Annotated in this window: 16 protein-coding genes; 2 read left to right on the top strand and 14 right to left on the bottom strand. The window is 42.7% G+C overall.

The features are described from left to right. Positions 1-29: 29 nt before the first annotated feature. The 14 genes from N5O98_RS01130 to N5O98_RS01065 form a co-directional block, all read right to left on the bottom strand. Positions 30-779, bottom strand: a complete 750-nt coding sequence (locus N5O98_RS01130) for a C39 family peptidase (RefSeq protein WP_004300401.1) — start codon at positions 777-779, stop codon at positions 30-32. Positions 780-875: 96 nt separating this feature from the next. Beyond that, complete coding sequence (locus tag N5O98_RS01125) at positions 876-1493, bottom strand: IMPACT family protein (protein ID WP_004300400.1); 618 nt, start codon at positions 1491-1493, stop codon at positions 876-878. Positions 1494-1748: 255 nt separating this feature from the next. Beyond that, the gene (locus N5O98_RS01120) at positions 1749-2996 is read right to left on the bottom strand and encodes a DUF1015 domain-containing protein (protein ID WP_004311623.1); all 1248 of its coding nucleotides are present in this window, start codon (positions 2994-2996) and stop codon (positions 1749-1751) included. 162 nt (positions 2997-3158) lie between these two features. Beyond that, on the bottom strand, positions 3159-4079 hold the full coding sequence (locus N5O98_RS01115) for an NAD(P)-dependent oxidoreductase (protein ID WP_004300396.1): 921 nt from the start codon (positions 4077-4079) through the stop codon (positions 3159-3161). A 99-nt stretch (positions 4080-4178) separates the two neighbouring features. Next, entirely contained in the window at positions 4179-5246 is a 1068-nt protein-coding gene (gene serC, locus N5O98_RS01110) for a 3-phosphoserine/phosphohydroxythreonine transaminase (RefSeq protein ID WP_004300395.1), read from the bottom strand. A 205-nt stretch (positions 5247-5451) separates the two neighbouring features. After that, positions 5452-6786: a DEAD/DEAH box helicase gene (locus N5O98_RS01105; protein WP_004311622.1), complete on the bottom strand. Its 1335-nt coding sequence runs from the start codon at positions 6784-6786 to the stop codon at positions 5452-5454. A 46-nt stretch (positions 6787-6832) separates the two neighbouring features. Continuing rightward, entirely contained in the window at positions 6833-7012 is a 180-nt protein-coding gene (locus N5O98_RS01100) for a hypothetical protein (protein WP_195664241.1), read from the bottom strand. Between the two features lie 249 nt (positions 7013-7261). Then, positions 7262-8536: an NADH:ubiquinone reductase (Na(+)-transporting) subunit F gene (gene nqrF, locus N5O98_RS01095; RefSeq protein ID WP_004306318.1), complete on the bottom strand. Its 1275-nt coding sequence runs from the start codon at positions 8534-8536 to the stop codon at positions 7262-7264. Positions 8537-8554: 18 nt separating this feature from the next. Continuing rightward, positions 8555-9181 (bottom strand): NADH:ubiquinone reductase (Na(+)-transporting) subunit E, encoded by a 627-nt coding sequence (gene nqrE / locus N5O98_RS01090; protein ID WP_004306319.1) that lies wholly within the window; start codon positions 9179-9181, stop codon positions 8555-8557. A gap of 110 nt (positions 9182-9291) precedes the next feature. Next, the gene (locus N5O98_RS01085) at positions 9292-9933 is read right to left on the bottom strand and encodes an NADH:ubiquinone reductase (Na(+)-transporting) subunit D (protein ID WP_004300389.1); all 642 of its coding nucleotides are present in this window, start codon (positions 9931-9933) and stop codon (positions 9292-9294) included. Between the two features lie 21 nt (positions 9934-9954). After that, the gene (locus N5O98_RS01080; RefSeq protein WP_004315905.1) at positions 9955-10629 is read right to left on the bottom strand and encodes a Na(+)-translocating NADH-quinone reductase subunit C; all 675 of its coding nucleotides are present in this window, start codon (positions 10627-10629) and stop codon (positions 9955-9957) included. Positions 10630-10642: 13 nt separating this feature from the next. Next, entirely contained in the window at positions 10643-11815 is a 1173-nt protein-coding gene (locus N5O98_RS01075; RefSeq protein WP_008775869.1) for an NADH:ubiquinone reductase (Na(+)-transporting) subunit B, read from the bottom strand. A gap of 133 nt (positions 11816-11948) precedes the next feature. After that, a complete protein-coding gene (locus N5O98_RS01070; RefSeq protein ID WP_008775870.1) occupies positions 11949-13298 on the bottom strand; it encodes a Na(+)-translocating NADH-quinone reductase subunit A in 1350 nt (449 codons plus the stop codon). A 172-nt stretch (positions 13299-13470) separates the two neighbouring features. Continuing rightward, positions 13471-14865, bottom strand: a complete 1395-nt coding sequence (locus N5O98_RS01065) for a C1 family peptidase (protein ID WP_118160972.1) — start codon at positions 14863-14865, stop codon at positions 13471-13473. Between the two features lie 218 nt (positions 14866-15083). On the opposite strand from N5O98_RS01065, the gene N5O98_RS01060 reads away from it, so the two are divergent. Both N5O98_RS01060 and N5O98_RS01055 read left to right on the top strand, forming a co-directional pair. Next, complete coding sequence (locus tag N5O98_RS01060) at positions 15084-16355, top strand: BamA/TamA family outer membrane protein (protein WP_182423440.1); 1272 nt, start codon at positions 15084-15086, stop codon at positions 16353-16355. 137 nt (positions 16356-16492) lie between these two features. Then, positions 16493-17239 carry a TolC family protein gene (locus N5O98_RS01055; RefSeq protein WP_004311616.1) on the top strand — a complete coding sequence of 249 codons (747 nt, stop codon included), beginning with the start codon at positions 16493-16495 and terminating at the stop codon, positions 17237-17239. Positions 17240-17242: the final 3 nt, after the last annotated feature.

Below are 17242 nucleotides of genomic sequence, written 5' to 3'. Positions count from 1 at the left end.
TACTGAATTTTCCTAACTATGAGTTGCTTCTACTGATTGATAACCTGCGGTAAGGTTACAGACGACACAACCGGAGGAACTATATGAGTCACCTCCTCCAATGGAGGGAGCTTGCCTACCTGTGCAAACAGGGAGTTTCGTATCCATTCTCTGGGAGTGACTATGATAAATCGTCCCGTCCAACAACCATCAAAATAGGAAGGGTTACCCGGCTGTTTCTTAATGGGATAACAGATGTTTTCTCCTTTAGTCCGCATCTCCGGCGAACGTCCGGGATCATTCACCCACACATGTTTATCATCAATGCCACGAAGCACCATCCAGTGCCCTCTCGGACCAGGACGCAAACCACGAACTGCACCTGTATATCTCACATTTACAAGCACAGGAATGCCACGATCAATATAATCTTTCAATATCCGATAATCTTTCTGCTGGAAATGTTCGGCACTTATCATGTTTTCATAATAACGTGTCAACGAATCAATCTCAAAAGAATAATATCCTCCCTGCCCTATTGAAGTACGGCGACGGAAAGGAGCACGTTTTTTCAGAAAGTAGTTCCGCTGATATTCAATCAGTTTCTTTTCTGCATCCTGGGCTGTACGTTGTGTATCAGCCGTCATTCCCTTAAAATAATCAAAGACCATTAACGAAGAAGCCAGAGAGCAATGCGAGTAAGGGCATCCCGCGATTTTCTGCGAATACCACGGAACAGGAATATTATTAGGAGCCAGTTTTTGAGTTTCCTGTATTTGTGCTTGCGCCTGAACGCTCATCCATACAAAGGAACTTAAAAACAGACTAAAAATTATGTGACATTTATTTATCATGCAATCCACTCTCTATCTCTATTACTACTTCTAATACTTTACCTACAAAATATTCTCATCATCAAGAATCCGCGCTGTCTCCACCTTCTCCAAACGTGCACGCAACTTAGGCATCATCGAACGACGAATCCGCAATGTCATGCTACAATCCATGTCATACGACTGATTAAGAATCTCCGGTTCCTCTTCTTTCACAATGCGCATGACATCATTCATAAAAGGATATTCAAACATTACCGTCACATCCTCATCTACCGTCTTTTCTATAATAGTAGCGGCAGCAATCGCTTCGGCAGCAGCGGCCTTGTAAGCAACAATCAATCCACTTGTCCCCAACTTGATTCCTCCAAAATAACGAACTACTATAATCAGTATATCCGTCAGTTCATTCGAGTTTATCTGTCCGAGAATAGGTTTACCCGCTGTTCCGGAAGGTTCTCCGTTGTCATTGGCACGGAAATCCTTTCGCGCAGCTCCCAACATATAAGCATAGCATACATGCCGTGCATCATAATACTTTTTCTGATACGTTTCAAGATGCATCTTTATCTCATCGAGAGTACGCACAGGAAGGGCTATAGCAATGAACTTGCTTCGTTTTTCCGTATAAATACCTTCGGAAGGCTCAATGATGGTTTTATAAGTATCTTCAGCAGTCATGTTGCAAAGATACGGCTTTAATGAGAAAAGTCAATCTATCATTTGGAAATATTAATGTTCCACTTATCGATGATAGGCAGTTGGGGGAATTAAAAATAGTGACGCTATCCAATAAAAATAGTGACGGTATACCACAACGATACCGTCACTATCCCGGGCATATCCCGTCACTATTTTTTCTACATCAATCAAGCGTCACATCTACTGATATAGTCCCTATCAACAATGATTTTCGCATCATCTTACAGATATTTTTTAATCTAACTTATGAATCACCAGTCCCGAACGAAGTTTCGGTTCAAACCAAGTAGTCTTCGGCGGCATAATATTGCCTGTATCTGCAATATCCATCAACTGTTTCATAGATACGGGATAGAGAGCCAAAGCCACTTTCATTTCACCGCTATCCACACGCTTCTTGAGCTCTCCCAATCCACGGATACCACCGACAAAATCAATACGTTTATCAGAACGCAGATCCTTTATACCTAAAACTTCATCCAAAATCAAGTTGGAAGAGATTGTAACATCAAGCACACCAATAGGGTCGTTATCATTATACGTACCGGCCTTAGCAGTCAAGCTGTACCATTTACCACCCAAATAGAGTGAAAAATTATGTAAGCCGGATGGTTTATAGATATCCGCACCCTTCTCTTCTACTATAAAGTTTTTATCAAGTGCAGCCAGGAATTGCTCGGGAGTCAAACCATTGAGATCTTTCACTACACGATTATAATCGATGATGGTTAGCTGGTTTGCAGGGAAGCAAACAGCCATGAAGTAATTATATTCTTCATCACCACGATGATTCGGATTTTGCTTTGCTTTCTCTGCTCCCACCAATGCAGCAGCGGCAGAACGGTGATGCCCGTCAGCAATATAAAGAGCAGGCATTTTAGCAAATTCGGCAGTAATGGTAGCAATATCTGCATCCTGGTCGACAATCCAGAAAGTATGTCCAAAGCCATCACCCGGAGCGATAAAGTCATAAACCGGCTTGTTTGCTGTATATTTCTTTATAATAACATCCAGCTTCTCATTATCAGGATAAGCAAAGAAAACAGGCTCAATGTTTGCGTTGTTCACACGTACATGTTTCATACGATCCTCTTCCTTGTCACGACGGGTAAGCTCATGCTTTTTGATAATACCATTCATATAATCGGGAACATAAGCACCGACCACCAATCCGTATTGCGTTTTCCCGTTCATCGTCTGGGCATAGATATAATAGTTTTCCTTATTATCCTGCACCAACCAGCCTTTGTCCTGAAACAGTTGGAAATTCTCGGCAGCTTTAGCATACACCCGTTCGTCGTGTTCATCCATACCAACAGGGAAATCTATTTCCGGTTTAATAATATGATAAAGAGACTTTTCGTTACCTTCCGCTTCTGCGCGGGCTTCTTCAGAGTTCAGTACATCATAAGGACGTGAAGCGACCTGTTCTACGAGGTTTTGCGGAGGACGAATGCCCTTGAAAGGTTTGATTATTGCCATGATATTAGTATTTTATATGTAAAAAATTAAAGCCACAGACTTCTTGAAAATCTGTGGCTCAAATATACTACTTATTTCTAAAAAAGACATTCTGCAACGGATTGTTTTTATTCAGATACTACCATAGTTATCCTGAAAAATCCGGCAGACTTATTCAGAATCTTACTTGTTTACTCTAAATTTCTCGCAACCATCTTTCAAGAAGCCCACAATTTGTTGAGCAGCAGCAATACCGGCATTGATATTTGCTTCGGCAGTTTGAGCACCCATCTTCTTAGGAGTTGAGAAATAACGTCCGGCAAACTTTTCTGCAAACTCTGCGTTAGCAGCAGGCATAATATCTGTGATATATTTGAAGTCTGCACGCTCTTCCATCAGTTTGATTAGTTCTGCTTCGTTAATCACTTCCTTACGGGCAGTGTTTACCAACATAGCACCTTTCGGCATATCTTTCAACAGAGCATAATTGATAGAGTTCTTTGTTTCGGCAGTTGCCGGAATATGAAGAGATACCACCTGGCAAGTCTTGTACAATTCTTCTGCAGAATCAAGTGCTTTCACACCATCTTTTTCGATTACTTCTTTCGGGCAGAATGCATCATAAGCATACACTTCCATTCCGAAACCTTTGGCAACACGAGCTACATTGCGGCCTACGTTTCCATAAGCATGAATACCCAATTTCTTGCCCATCAATTCTGTACCGGAAGTTCCGTTATAGAAGTTACGGACAGCATATACCATCATACCCAAAGCAAGTTCGGCAACAGCATTAGAATTCTGTCCCGGAGTGTTCATCACGCATACATTGTGAGCTGTGGCAGCAGCCAGGTCCACATTATCGTATCCTGCACCGGCGCGAACTACGATTTTCAATTCTTTAGCAGCATCAAGCACCTCTGCATCAACAATATCACTACGGATAATGATGGCATTAGCATCTTTCACTGCATCCAGTAACTGGGCTTTTTCTGTATATTTCTCAAGTAAAGCAAACTCGTATCCGGCTGCTTCTATTTCTTTACGGATACCGTCTACTGCAACTTTAGCAAACGGTTTATCAGTAGCTACAAGTATTTTCATAATCTAATTCTGTTTATAAAGACTCACCACAGATTACCCAGATTCTCACAGAATAAAAAAAATCTGCGTCCGTCTGTATAATCTGTGGTGAAAATATTATTAATGAAGTTTTTCAAATTCCTGCATACAATCAATCAAAGCTTGTACGCTTTCTTTCGGCAGAGCATTGTAGCAAGATGCACGGAAACCACCTACAGAACGGTGTCCCTTGATACCTACCATACCTCTTTCAGTAGCAAACTTCAAGAAGTCAGCTTCGAAGTCTTTGTATTCGGGAGCCATCACGAAACAGATGTTCATACGTGAACGGTCTTCTTTGGCAGCAGTACCCACGAACATTTTGTTACGGTCGATTTCAGCATACAACATATCCGCTTTTTCAATGGCACGACGTTCCATTTCTTTCACACCACCCTGTGCTTTGATCCAGCGAAGCGTCTGCAATGCTGCATAAATAGGTACAACAGGAGGAGTGTTAAACATAGAGCCACTGTCAACATGAGTCTGATAATTCAACATCGTTGGAATGTAACGGGAAACCTTACCCAATGCGTCATTCTTAACGATAACGAATGTAACACCAGCAGGAGCCAGATTCTTTTGTGCACCACCATAAATACAGATATATTTAGAAACGTCGATCGGACGTGAGAAAATATCAGAAGACATATCGGCAACCATCGGAACTGGAGAATCGAGATCTTTCTTCAATTCTGTACCGTAAATTGTGTTGTTAGTCGTAATGTGGAAATAATCTGCGTCTGTCGGGATTGTATAATCTTTTGGGATATAAGTATATGTAGCTTCAGCAGAGGAAGCAACTTCTACAACTTCGCCAAACCCTTTAGCTTCTTTCATTGCTTTCTTAGCCCATACACCAGTGTTCAGGTAAGCAGCTTTTTTTTCCAGGAAGTTATAAGGAACCATGCAGAACTCCATACTAGCACCTCCACCCAGGAACAGTACCGAATAGCCTTCGGGGATATTGAGTAATTCCTTGAATAATGCCTCTGCTTCGTCAACCACAGGTTGGAAGTCTTTGGCGCGGTGGCTGATTTCCATCAAAGAGAGACCAGAACCGTTGAAATCTAAAATAGCCTTCGCTGTATCCTCTATCACCTCACGCGGAAGAATGGAAGGTCCTGCATTGAAATTATGCTTTTTCATTTGAAGTTTGTTTTTGGTTTAACAATTTCGTTACTTTTGTCTTTTGACCTTGCGAATTTACGAATTTATTTCCGCCGCACAAATCTTTCCTTATAAAAATACTGTTTTAAAGCAGATTTTCCTTTCTTTTTATTGGTTTATACAGGATATATACACCATTTTGTTATCCATAGATGTCAAGTAAGGTATCTTACAGAAAAGATCTTTACTTCGCTTCTTCTATAATAGTCTTCATTCCTTTGATTTTCTCCCCCTGAATCAGATTCAAGAGTTGCTTCACCTTAGCCCGGCGAACAGCGACAAAAGCATAATGTCCTTTGACGTCAATCGCTCCGACATCTTCGCGGGTCAGATTTCCTTTTTTATATAAGAATCCGGCAATATCTATCCGGCTAAGTTTCTCCTTTTTTCCTTTACCTATATAAATGGTAGCCCAGACCGATTTCGGAGGCCGGGGAGGGTTTTCAGGCAACGCCACTGTTTCCATTTCTTCCGGGATATAAGAAGGAAGTTTCTCTTCGGCATGAAGAATCAGATAAGACGTTCCGGTCGCATCCCAACGTGCTGTACGTCCGTTGCGGTGCGTAAAGGCTTCTTCATTGACCGGCAAATGATAATGGATGATATGTCCGACTTCCGGAATATCCAGTCCACGGGCTGCCAGATCGGTAGAAATCAATACATGACAACTGCCATTACGGAACTTGTAAAGCGCACGTTCACGGTCCGGCTGTTCCATACCGCCATGAAAACGTTCTGCGAGTAGTTTTTTATCCGCCAATAACTGATGTACACGGTCCACCGCATCCCGATGATTACAAAACACGATGCTCGAACTGCTCCCCAATGTACAAAGCAGGTTATATAAAGTATCAATCTTATCTTTGGAAGGCGAAAGCACCTTCATCAATTTCAAGCGCGACTCTTGTTCTTCAGAATCGTCCGAAAGGAAGTTCAACTTAACTGTGCGGTTCAATCCTGTAAATTCGGGAATCTCTGCCGCATCAGTAGCTGAAAGCAACATACGTTTTTTTAATCCCGGAAGCTGGGTAATAATCTCTGCCATTTCATCGTGGAAACCAAACTCCAACGATTTGTCGAACTCGTCGATAATTAAAGTTTCAATGGTTTCAGGGTTGAAATTGCCTTTCGACAAATGGTCGGTGATACGTCCCGGAGTACCAATGATGATAGCAGGATGATTGCCCAATATACTTTTCTTTTCTTCGGCGATAGGATGCCCACCGTAACAACAGCAGGTTTTCCAGGAAGTCCCCATTGCTTTGAATACAGAATCTATCTGTAAGGCCAGCTCACGCGAAGGAACGAGAATCAAAACCTGCACGCTGTCGTCGTTCGGTTTTAGAGTAAGGAGTAAAAGTAACAGATAGGCCAATGTCTTGCCCGATCCTGTCGGTGACAACAGTATAACGTCTTTTCTTCCGGTAGCTTGTTCAAGTGATGCTTCCTGCATCGGATTCAGTTCCTCAATCTTCAAATTGCGGAGAGCCGACTGTATAATTTCATTTTTCTCTAACATGGAGGCAAAGATACAAAAAGGAAAGAGTACGGAGATAAAAAAACAATCAAACTTTAGCCATGCCGGTCAATATATAATAACCTTTCAGATTATTCTCTTTCATGTAAATGGTTACTTCTGCCCTACAAGCGGTAACCAAGGCATATCTCGTTAAACTTGAACTCATAGCTTTGACAAATGAATACTCTGTATCATTGTGAATAAAAGATATACGATGATATTCCATAACCTATTGTACTTTAATAATTCTATTGTGTAGCCAAATATACGAATATAATAGATAAGTACAGATAAAAAAGGAGAACTATCTTTTAAACAGACATAAAATAGATAGAAAACATAGCGTAAAGACATCATGGAATACCCTAAAAAAGAAACGGGAAATCCAAGAAGCACTACTGCTTTTCAGATTTCCCACCCTGTGTTATATATTCTTTCCGGTCATTTTCCCGACCGGTTTGTTCTCTTCTGCAAATTATCCTCCGAAGTTGTCGAACATCAGGTTCTGTGCCGGAACGCCAAGATCGTCGAGCATCTTCTCAACAGCTTTCGACATCGGACCAGGACCACACATATAGTATTCAATATCTTCAGGAGCTTCGTGATTCTTCAGGTAAGTTTCGTAGATTACGTTGTGAACGAATCCCGGAGTATACTTCACGCCTGCAGCATCAGCAGCAGGGTCCGGACGGTCGAGTGCCAAATGGAAAGTGAAGTTCGGGAAGTCCTTTTCGATTTGCAGGAAATCTTCCAGATAGAACACTTCATTCAGCGCACGGGCACCATAGAAGTAAGACATCTTACGATCAGTTGTATGCAATGTCTTAGTCATGTGCATGATTTGCGCACGTAACGGAGCCATACCGGCACCACCACCAATCCACATCATTTCCTTCTTAGAATCGAAGATTGGGTGGAAGTCTCCGTAAGGACCGCTCATTATTACTTTGTCACCCGGTTTCAGAGTAAAGATATATGAAGAAGCGATACCCGGCATCACATCCATAAATCCAGGACCTTGTTCTTTCGGCTTGAACGGTGGAGTAGCGATACGTACTGTCAACATGATACGGTCACCTTCGGCAGGATAGTTGGCCATAGAGTAAGCACGAATTGTTTCCTCGTCGTTCTTACATTTCAAACCTAACAAACCGAATTTCTCCCATGCTGGCAGATATTCATCACCAATCAGGCTCTTATCGATGTCCTTATCATAATCCATTGAAAATTTAGGAATCTTAATCTGTGCATAAGAACCCGGGATAAAGTCCATGTGTTCGCCTTTAGGCAGAGCAACGATGAACTCTTTGATAAATGTAGCCACGTTCTTGTTGGAGATTACTTCGCACTCCCACTCTTTCACACCGAGTACAGATTCATCAATCTTGATAGCCATATCCCCCTTCACTTTTACCTGACAACCCAGACGCCAGTGGTCTTGCTGCTGTTTACGGCTGAAGTGAGGAACTTCAGAAGGCAGAATTTCACCACCACCTTCAAGCACCTGGCATTTACATTGCCCGCAAGATCCCTTACCACCACATGCGGATGACAGGAATATTCCGTTTACAGACAGCGTATTGAGCAAAGTAGAACCGGAAGCAACTTCCAATTCCTTTTCGCCATTGATTGTCAGTTTCACGTTTCCTGATGGCACCAGGAAATTTTTGGCAACCAGCAAGATAACAACAAGCAACAGAATAACCACAAGGAATACCCCAATGCTCGCTAATATTAAATTCATATCCATTGTCTTATTCCTTTCTTTTTAGATGTTCAAACCAGAGAAACACATAAATGCGATTGCCATCAGACCTACTGTGATAAATGTGATACCCAAGCCCTTCAACGGAGCAGGCACGTCAGAGTAAGCCATTTTCTCGCGGATAGCAGCCAGACCTACGATAGCCAGCAACCAACCGATACCGGAACCCAATGCATAAGAGAGGGCATCCCAAATATCACCAATGTATTTCGGATCACTCGGACCAACGTTAATACGTTGTTGCATAAACAGAGAGGCACCCATGATCGCACAGTTAACGGCAATCAACGGCAGGAAGATACCCAGCGAAGCATACAGTGACGGAGTGAAGCGTTCTACCACCATCTCCACCAATTGCACGATACCGGCAATTACGGCAATGAAAAGAATAAAACTCAAGAAGCTAAGGTCGACACCTTCAATGATAGCATTGGCAGCCAGCACCTTAGTTTGCAACAGGTAGTTGACCGGAAGCGTCACCAGCAACACGAAAGTCACGGCGATACCCAGTCCTACGGCAGTCTTCACATTCTTCGAAACAGCCAGGTATGAACACATACCCAAGAAGAATGCGAATATCATGTTGTCCACAAAGATAGAGCGGACGAATAAACTTAATAAATGTTCCATAATTCTTTTTGATTTATGATTTATGATTTATAATTTATGATTCAGCAGACTTATCATGCGACTATGACTATAAAGCTAGACATAAATCATAATTCAGAAATCAGAAATAATTAATTACTTTGTTCTTGCAATTCTTTATGACGTGCACGTTGATACCAGATAATGCATGCTACGATAATCAATGCCATCGGCGGCATCAACATCAAGCCGTTGTTTACGTATCCGATATTTTGAATCGGTTCATAATTCAGGATATTGAAACCAAGCAATGTTCCCGAGCCAAACAGTTCGCGGAAGAAAGCAACGATAATCAAAATCTTGGCATAGCCTAAACCATTACCTACACCATCCAAGAAAGACTCCCAAGGACCGTTCTGCATGGCAAATGCTTCCAGACGTCCCATCAAGATACAGTTAGTGATAATCAAACCTACATAAACAGAAAGCTGTACGCTTACGTCGTAAGCAAACGCTTTCAGGATTTCACTTACGATAGTTACCAAAGCAGCTACCACAACCAACTGGACGATGATGCGGATGCGGTTAGGAATAGTCTTACGCAACAGTGAAATAACAACGTTGGCAAATGCAGTAATCACCGTTACTGAAAGTCCCATCACGATGGCAGGCTCCAGCTTTGCGGTAACAGCAAGTGCAGAACAGATACCGAGCACCTGTACGGTTACCGGATTATCAATTCCCAGCGGAGCAGAGAATACTTCTTTATTTTTCTTTGAAAACAGTTGTCCCATATTCTATCTTTCTCCTCCTTATTATTTAGTTAAAAAACTCAAGTAACTATTCAGGCAAGACTTCAACATGGCATCTACACCTACTGAAGTGATTGTACCACCGGAGATACCATCCACTTGGTAATCAGGTTTCTCTACCTTGCCATTTTTTACGACTCCCAAAGTGATAGCTCCATTTTCCAAAGTCTTCTTACCTACAAATTCATTTTGGAAATGGTCGGTTGCAATTTCAGCACCCAGACCCGGAGTTTCACTAGCGTGTGAGAAGTAAGTACCGTAAACGGTATCTTTATCTTCGTTCAGTGCAACGTATCCCCAGATAGCGCCCCAAAGACCGGCACCGTAAACAGGAACTACATATTTAGTCTGACCGTCCACTTCGCATACAAACACGTGCAGACGTTGTTGTTCTTTTGCTTCTTTCTCGTAGTTGGTAGCAAATTCGCCCGTATTTTCGGTCAGCGTACCGTCTACGTTCATCAGCATATCCCCTTTCACATATTTCTGATATTCAGCATCCGCATCTTCCACATTCTTAATGTTCAATGCAGCGAGGATTTGTTTCTTAGTGTCCAACTGCACATTCTTGTCTTGTGTAGATTTCAGTGAAGAACTAACGAATGCCAGCAGGAATGCTACGATAATAACCATTACCGAAGCATAAATGATAGTATAACTATTACTATTCGTATTCATTTTCTTTCGGTATTTATTGGTTAGACTTGATAGTGCGTTTCTCGCGACGGCTGATATTGCTTTGTACTACACAGTAGTCAATCAGCGGAGCGAAGATGTTCATCAGCAGGATGGCAAGCATCATACCTTCCGGATAACCCGGATTCAGTACGCGGATAACGATAGCCATCACACCGATCAGGAATCCGAAGATATATTTACCTCTTTCTGTACGTGCGGAAGTCACAGGGTCAGTAGCCATAAATACGGCACCGAAGCAGAAACCACCAAGAACGAGATGTTCGTACCAAGGCATTTGAGCCATTGTGTTGTTTTCCATGCCGATTGAATTGAATACCCATGCCATGAATGCGCCACCGATGAATACGGAAATCATTGTCTTCCAGCTTGCAACACCTGTCCAAAGCAGGATAACGGCACCAATCAGGATAGCGATTACGCTGGTTTCACCAATAGAACCCGGAATCAGACCTGTAATCATATCCATGTTGAACGCAGGAACACTACCTGTTGTAGCAGCTTGTCCCAGCGGAGTGGCAACGGTGAGTCCGTCTACGCTTTGTCCTAAACCGAAGATGCTGTCGCCTGACACCCAAACGGCATCACCAGACATCTTGGTCGGGTATGCGAAGAACAGGAATGCACGAGTAATCAACGCAACGTTGAATACGTTCATACCTGTACCACCGAATACTTCTTTTGCGAAGATAACAGAGAATGCAGTAGCTACGGCAAGAATCCACAGCGGACAGTCTACCGGAACGATCATCGGGATCAGGATACCGGAAACAAGGAATCCTTCCTGGATTTCTTCTTTCTTCCATTGAGCTACGACGAACTCAATGCCAAGACCTACTACGTATGATACGATTATTTTAGGCAGTACTGCCAGGAATCCGTAGATAAACATTTCGATGAAGCTGCCAGTAGCACCTGTATGAGTGAAATGCTGGTAACCTACGTTGTACATACCGAACAGCAAAGCCGGTATTAACGAAATAACCACAATCGACATGATGCGCTTGCTATCGATTGCGTCATGTATGTGCGTTCCCGTTTTCGCAGTCTTGCTAGGCACGAACAGGAATGTTTCGAAGCCGTCAAACACCGACTGGAATGCGTGGAATTTGCCGCCCTCCTCAAAGTTCGGCTTTATCTTATCGAGATAATTTCTTAACGCTTTCATTTATTTAATTGAAAATTGAAAGTTGAGAGTTGAAAATTGGCTGTGCTGGGTTTATGCTGTATCCACAGAGAGCCGTTTCGCAAGATTTCAACTATCGCTTATTTTAATTTTTATTATTTAATCTCTTATTCGATTACGCCATTTCTGAACGGAGCATATCGAGTCCGGCACGAACGATGCGTTGCAGTTCCATCTTTGAAGAGCAGACGAATTCGCAAAGGGCGAAGTCTTCAGGAGCTACTTCGTAGATGCCGAGTGCTTCCATACGGTCGATGTCACCAGCGATAATTGCTTTAATCAGATATTCGGGCAGAATGTCCATTGGGAATACCTTATCGTATTCACCCGACATAATCATGTGACGTTCGCCACCTTTGATACGGGCATCCAACGTATATTCCTTCTTACCCATCAACCAGCTGAAATAAGAACGATTGGCACTGAACTGGTTGAAACGCGGCATGATCCATCCAAGCATTTCGTGAATGTCGTCACCTTCGGGGATAACAGTCAGTTGGCTATGGAATGCGCCCAAGAATCCGTTCGGAGATACTTGCTTTCCTGTCAGCACGTTACCGCTGATGTAGCGTAAGTCTTTGTCTTTTGTTACATTGCCGGCAAACACGTTGGTGAGCAATGCACCTACCTGTAGTTTGCAGTATGCAGGTTTCAACACTTCGGAACCTGTCACAGCTACTGTACGGGTGAAATCTACATGGCCTGTATTGAAGAGGCGACCGATGAAGATTACGGCTTGCGGATCAATAGTCCATACCGTTTCGCCCTTGGATACGGGGTCGAGGTGGTTGATCTGAACGCCTACATTACCTGCAGGGTTCGGTCCGTCGAATGCGGTGATTGTAACGTTCTTAGCCTGTGTCAGTGCAGCAGCGTTCTGTTTCACACTGATGTTCAGGTAGGTTTTTGCCAGTTTGGCAAGAGCATCAAGCCCTGTCTGGAAGTTTGCTTCTTCGCCTTTGAGGGCGAACTCGAAATCCGGAGCCAATGGATTGGTATCGAATGCGGAGATGAAGATTCCTTTCGGGGTTACCGTCGGATCTGCAATGATGTCATAAGGACGCTGTTTGATAAACGCGAAAAGTCCGGCTTCTAACAGAGCGGATTTCACAGCTTCAGCATCCATCGAAGCAACATTCTTTTTCCCAAAATCTTCATAGTCCTGCTCTGCAGCAGCTTCTACTACGATGTTCAATACCTTACGACGAGCACCACGTTCTACACTCGTCACCACGCCGCTCACCGGCGAAACAAATTTCACTTCAGGATGATACTTGTCGATAAACAAGGGTCCACCAGCCATTACATATTCCTGCTCTTTCACAACTACCTTAGGCGTCACTCCAGGAAAGTCATCGGGTACAAGTGCGTAGAATCCCGGTTCTTTTACTGTTGCGTACGTTTCAGCAGCTTTTCCTTTCAGGTTTATGTCAAGGCCTTTACGTAACTTTATTACATTTGCCATGCTATATAAAATAATGGTTTCATAAATTTGCCGCAAAAGTAATAAATAAGATTGGGATTCGGTAGGAAAAAAGAAAGGAATTACGGAAAAATATCCGTAATTCCTTTCGTGTTCGTGCACGTAATCTTTTATCTTTTGTTCCGAAACAAAAGACAGAAGCAAAGAAAAAGAACTATTCAGCAAACATAGGATCCCAAGCAGGAAGTCGGATAGGCTTCTGTTTCAACACCTCGAGAGCTTTTTTCGATGCATATTTCGTTTCTACTACTAGACGGAACATATATTCGTTAAACCAATCATCTGTCATAATGAGATAACCCTGATAACCGGCAGCAGGCCCCCAACTATTTTCAACCATCCATTTCGTCGGTTTTCCATTTTTGTCAAGATCGACGGCCATAAGAGTCATGGCGTGACTGGAGCCACTGGCAAAACTTTGGATACGTTGCTTCTTGTTCATGCCAAAAGAAGTACCCATAAGAGATTCGTAGTCGTAGTTTTTGACATCCAGTAGACCACGGTCAGAGTTTAGAAACTTACCTACATCGCAAGAAAAATACATCATTGTGCTATCCTTGAGAGAAGAAATAGCCATTTCTTTGATATCCTCGATGGGGAGATTGACATACGTCCAGTTTTTGCCGTCGTAACGGTGGCGGTCGTAGTCTATCTCATAACACTTATAATATTCACGGCTCGGATCGTCCATTAACATGACATAATTATCAATCAGTTTTTCGTCACCATACTTTTTCAGGAAAGAAAGTGGAGTGTAAGTTTCGGTAGACACAGGCTCACCCTTAGCGTTATATTCAGTCCAGGTAAATTCAGTAGGAGGAACACCGAGATTCAACACTAACATGCGGTAGATGGTGCTCAACATCTCTGTTTTTGTTTTCTCAAGGGCAGCAGGCTTGACACCTTGCGCAGCGAGATCACGGAGTTGAAGCCCCTGTTCACGAAGTTTCAGGGCAATCAGACCTGCCATACGGGAGGTATTTTCACTACTGTTGGTTTCCGGCATCACATCTTTGGGAACAAGCCCGTATTTACTGACAATATCGGCTACACCGGTGAATGTTCCACCATCACTCAAAGGATTACGGAAGAGCCATTCCACCATTTTATCATCCATCGGCTTACTGCTGGTATCGATAATACCTTGCAGAAAGAGGTTGGCTTTCTCCAGTTGGTCGAAGAAGAAAGGATAAGTTTGCGAGAATTCGAAGGAACCGAGGTTATGCTTGGCGATCGCTTTGGCACGCATCACATTCAAACCTGTAAAAAGCCAGCAACGACCAGAAGATTTTTGGTCGGTGATACCTTTAGAAGACACTTTGATAGAAAAATGCGTATCCATGCCTTTCAGGTTATCCTGGTTGAGAGCCAGTTTACGGATGTCGTTGTTGCCGATGGCGTTGCGGATAGCCTTGTCGGTAGGAGTGTTTGCATAACTCTGCTTGATTTGTTGCATCATGGAGTCGCTGATGCCTCCTTTCACTTCTTGCGCTTGTGTAGAATAAGAAAAAGCACAGAAAACAAAAATTGATAAAATCTGTTTATTCATTGATATAAATAATTAATTAATAGGCTGACGGATCATGATATACTGATAAATTTTGTTTTGGTGTATGGGATTAAATCATGCAATTTTATTTACCAGCATATCGAAAAACATCTTATTCTGCAAAAATACGATTCTTTTTTAGATTTATTATCTAAGAACATCAAAACTAATCGGAATAAAAGAGTTTTCTTTGCAGTCGAATTCCTCACAGAGAAATTATGAAGAAATATATAATAGGAATATTGGTGATGCTTCCATCCATCAATATGATGTCAGCTACGGCTGATAGTACGGCAGTAAAAAGCGATGAACTGCAAATGTCTACAACTTCTATCAGTGATACTACTCCTACAGATATTGAAGACACCCCGTCAGACACCATTCCTGCCCTTTCCAAGCGCGAGTTGCGTCGCCAGCGCGTGGCAAATCGGAATTTGCACTATAACATATTAGGTGGTCCCAGTTATACGCCGGACTTCGGTTTGTTAGTAGGCGGTAGCGCACTGATGACGTTTCGGATGAATCCGAGTGATACCACTCAACGGCGTTCAGTAGTGCCAATGGCCATCGCCTTGATGTTCAAGGGCGGCTTGAATCTGATGACGAAACCACAGCTCTTCTTTAAAGGCGACCGTTTCCGTATCTTCGGAACCTTCTCTTATAAAAATACAATCGAGAATTTTTATGGCATCGGATATTCCACCAATAAAGATTACGAACGTGGAGAAGATACCAGTGAATACCGTTATAGCGGCATTCAAGTAAACCCCTGGTTCTTGTTCCGTTTGGGAGAAAGTAATTTCTTTGCAGGCCCTCAAGTCGATTTGAACTATGACAAGATAACTAAACCGGCTGCCGGGATGGTTAATGAGCCCTCGTACATTGCGGCAGGAGGTACGGAGCACGGATACAAAAATTTCAGTTCGGGACTCGGCTTCCTATTGACGTATGACACACGCGATATTCCCGCCAATGCTTATAACGGAACTTACCTTGACTTCCGGGGAATGATGTACAATAAAACGTTCGGCAGTGATAATAACTTTTACCGTTTGGAAATCGATTACCGCCAATACAAAACAGTAGGACGCCGCAAAGTGATAGCCTGGACAGTGCAAAGCAAAAACGCATTCGGAGATGTACCCCTAACAAAATATGTACTTAGCGGGACCCCCTTCGATCTTCGCGGTTACTACATGGGACAGTTTCGCGACAAGTCCTCGCATGTCATGATGGCCGAATACCGCCAGATGATAAATACGGACAAAAGCACTTGGATAAAAAAGATGTTAAGTCATATAGGATATGTAGCCTGGGGAGGATGCGGTTTCATGGGACCCACTCCGGGCAAGATAGAAGGTGTGCTTCCCAACCTCGGATTGGGATTACGTATCGAAGTGCAACCCCGTATGAATGTACGCCTTGATTTCGGCAGAGACATGGTGAACAAGCAGAATTTGTTCTACTTCAACATGACAGAAGCCTTTTGACGCCATTTACACGACAAATTGTGCACAATTTACACGAAAGATTGTAAAATAGATAATAAAAGACTGCACATAAATGAAATTAATCCTTATATTTGCGCAAGCTATAACACAGCAAGAGCAAATAATAGGATTTTTTTATGAAGCAATTTATATGTTTTTTTTCGGGGTTATTACTTCTATTCGTCTCTACAACCCGTGTAGTTGCACAAGAAGTGTCTGACTATTCTCAACTAAGTGATGAAGATTATAGTAAAATAGTTCTCCCCCCACTATCCGCTTTATTCGAGAACGCCAAGAACAGTCCCGCCTATGAGGTAGCGGACGTGAAGGCGATAATAGAACGCAAATTACTCAAAAAAGAAAAATGGGCATTTCTAGGTTTCTTCAGTTTACGAGGGAGCTATCAATACGGAATGTTCGGCAATGAGTCCACCTATACGGACGTGGCAGTCGCCCCATACCTTACCTACTCCACCCAGGCACAGAACGGTTACACGATAGGCGCGGGTTTAAGCATCCCCTTAGATGATCTGTTCGATCTCAAAGGACGCGTCAGTCGGCAAAGACTCACGCTGCGAAGTGCAGAACTGGAACGGGAAGTGAAGTATGACGAAATCAAAAAGAATATTATTGAGTTGTATGCAATGGCTACTTCACAAATTAAAGTTCTCCAGATGAGAAGTGAGGGTTGGGTACTTGCCAACGTACAATATGAAATATCTGAAAAGAATTTTGCCAATGGCACCATTGATTCGTCAGAACTATCAGTAGACAAGGAACGTCAATCTCAAGCTCGCGAAGCATACGAAAAAAGTAAATTCGAATTGACAAAGAGTCTGATGATACTCGAAGTGATTTCACGTACCCCCCTTATACAAAAATAATAA

Origin of the sequence: Bacteroides sp. LFL-34 (assembly GCF_027257075.1) — a bacterium.
Classification (GTDB): Bacteria; Bacteroidota; Bacteroidia; order Bacteroidales; family Bacteroidaceae; genus Bacteroides; species Bacteroides ovatus.
This window is presented reverse-complemented; position numbering and strand designations above follow the sequence as displayed.

Bases quoted from the DNA above. Each gene is read 5' to 3' on its own strand.
- N5O98_RS01130 (WP_004300401.1), bottom strand. From the start codon at position 779: ATGAGCGTTCAGGCGCAAGCACAAATACAGGAAACTCAAAAACTGGCT.
- N5O98_RS01125 (WP_004300400.1), bottom strand. From the start codon at position 1,493: ATGACTGCTGAAGATACTTATAAAACCATCATTGAGCCTTCCGAAGGT.
- N5O98_RS01120 (WP_004311623.1), bottom strand. From the start codon at position 2,996: ATGGCAATAATCAAACCTTTCAAGGGCATTCGTCCTCCGCAAAACCTC.
- N5O98_RS01115 (WP_004300396.1), bottom strand. From the start codon at position 4,079: ATGAAAATACTTGTAGCTACTGATAAACCGTTTGCTAAAGTTGCAGTA.
- serC (WP_004300395.1), bottom strand. From the start codon at position 5,246: ATGAAAAAGCATAATTTCAATGCAGGACCTTCCATTCTTCCGCGTGAG.
- N5O98_RS01105 (WP_004311622.1), bottom strand. From the start codon at position 6,786: ATGTTAGAGAAAAATGAAATTATACAGTCGGCTCTCCGCAATTTGAAG.
- N5O98_RS01100 (WP_195664241.1), bottom strand. From the start codon at position 7,012: ATGGAATATCATCGTATATCTTTTATTCACAATGATACAGAGTATTCA.
- nqrF (WP_004306318.1), bottom strand. From the start codon at position 8,536: ATGGATATGAATTTAATATTAGCGAGCATTGGGGTATTCCTTGTGGTT.
- nqrE (WP_004306319.1), bottom strand. From the start codon at position 9,181: ATGGAACATTTATTAAGTTTATTCGTCCGCTCTATCTTTGTGGACAAC.
- N5O98_RS01085 (WP_004300389.1), bottom strand. From the start codon at position 9,933: ATGGGACAACTGTTTTCAAAGAAAAATAAAGAAGTATTCTCTGCTCCG.
- N5O98_RS01080 (WP_004315905.1), bottom strand. From the start codon at position 10,629: ATGAATACGAATAGTAATAGTTATACTATCATTTATGCTTCGGTAATG.
- N5O98_RS01075 (WP_008775869.1), bottom strand. From the start codon at position 11,815: ATGAAAGCGTTAAGAAATTATCTCGATAAGATAAAGCCGAACTTTGAG.
- N5O98_RS01070 (WP_008775870.1), bottom strand. From the start codon at position 13,298: ATGGCAAATGTAATAAAGTTACGTAAAGGCCTTGACATAAACCTGAAA.
- N5O98_RS01065 (WP_118160972.1), bottom strand. From the start codon at position 14,865: ATGAATAAACAGATTTTATCAATTTTTGTTTTCTGTGCTTTTTCTTAT.
- N5O98_RS01060 (WP_182423440.1), top strand. From the start codon at position 15,084: ATGAAGAAATATATAATAGGAATATTGGTGATGCTTCCATCCATCAAT.
- N5O98_RS01055 (WP_004311616.1), top strand. From the start codon at position 16,493: ATGAAGCAATTTATATGTTTTTTTTCGGGGTTATTACTTCTATTCGTC.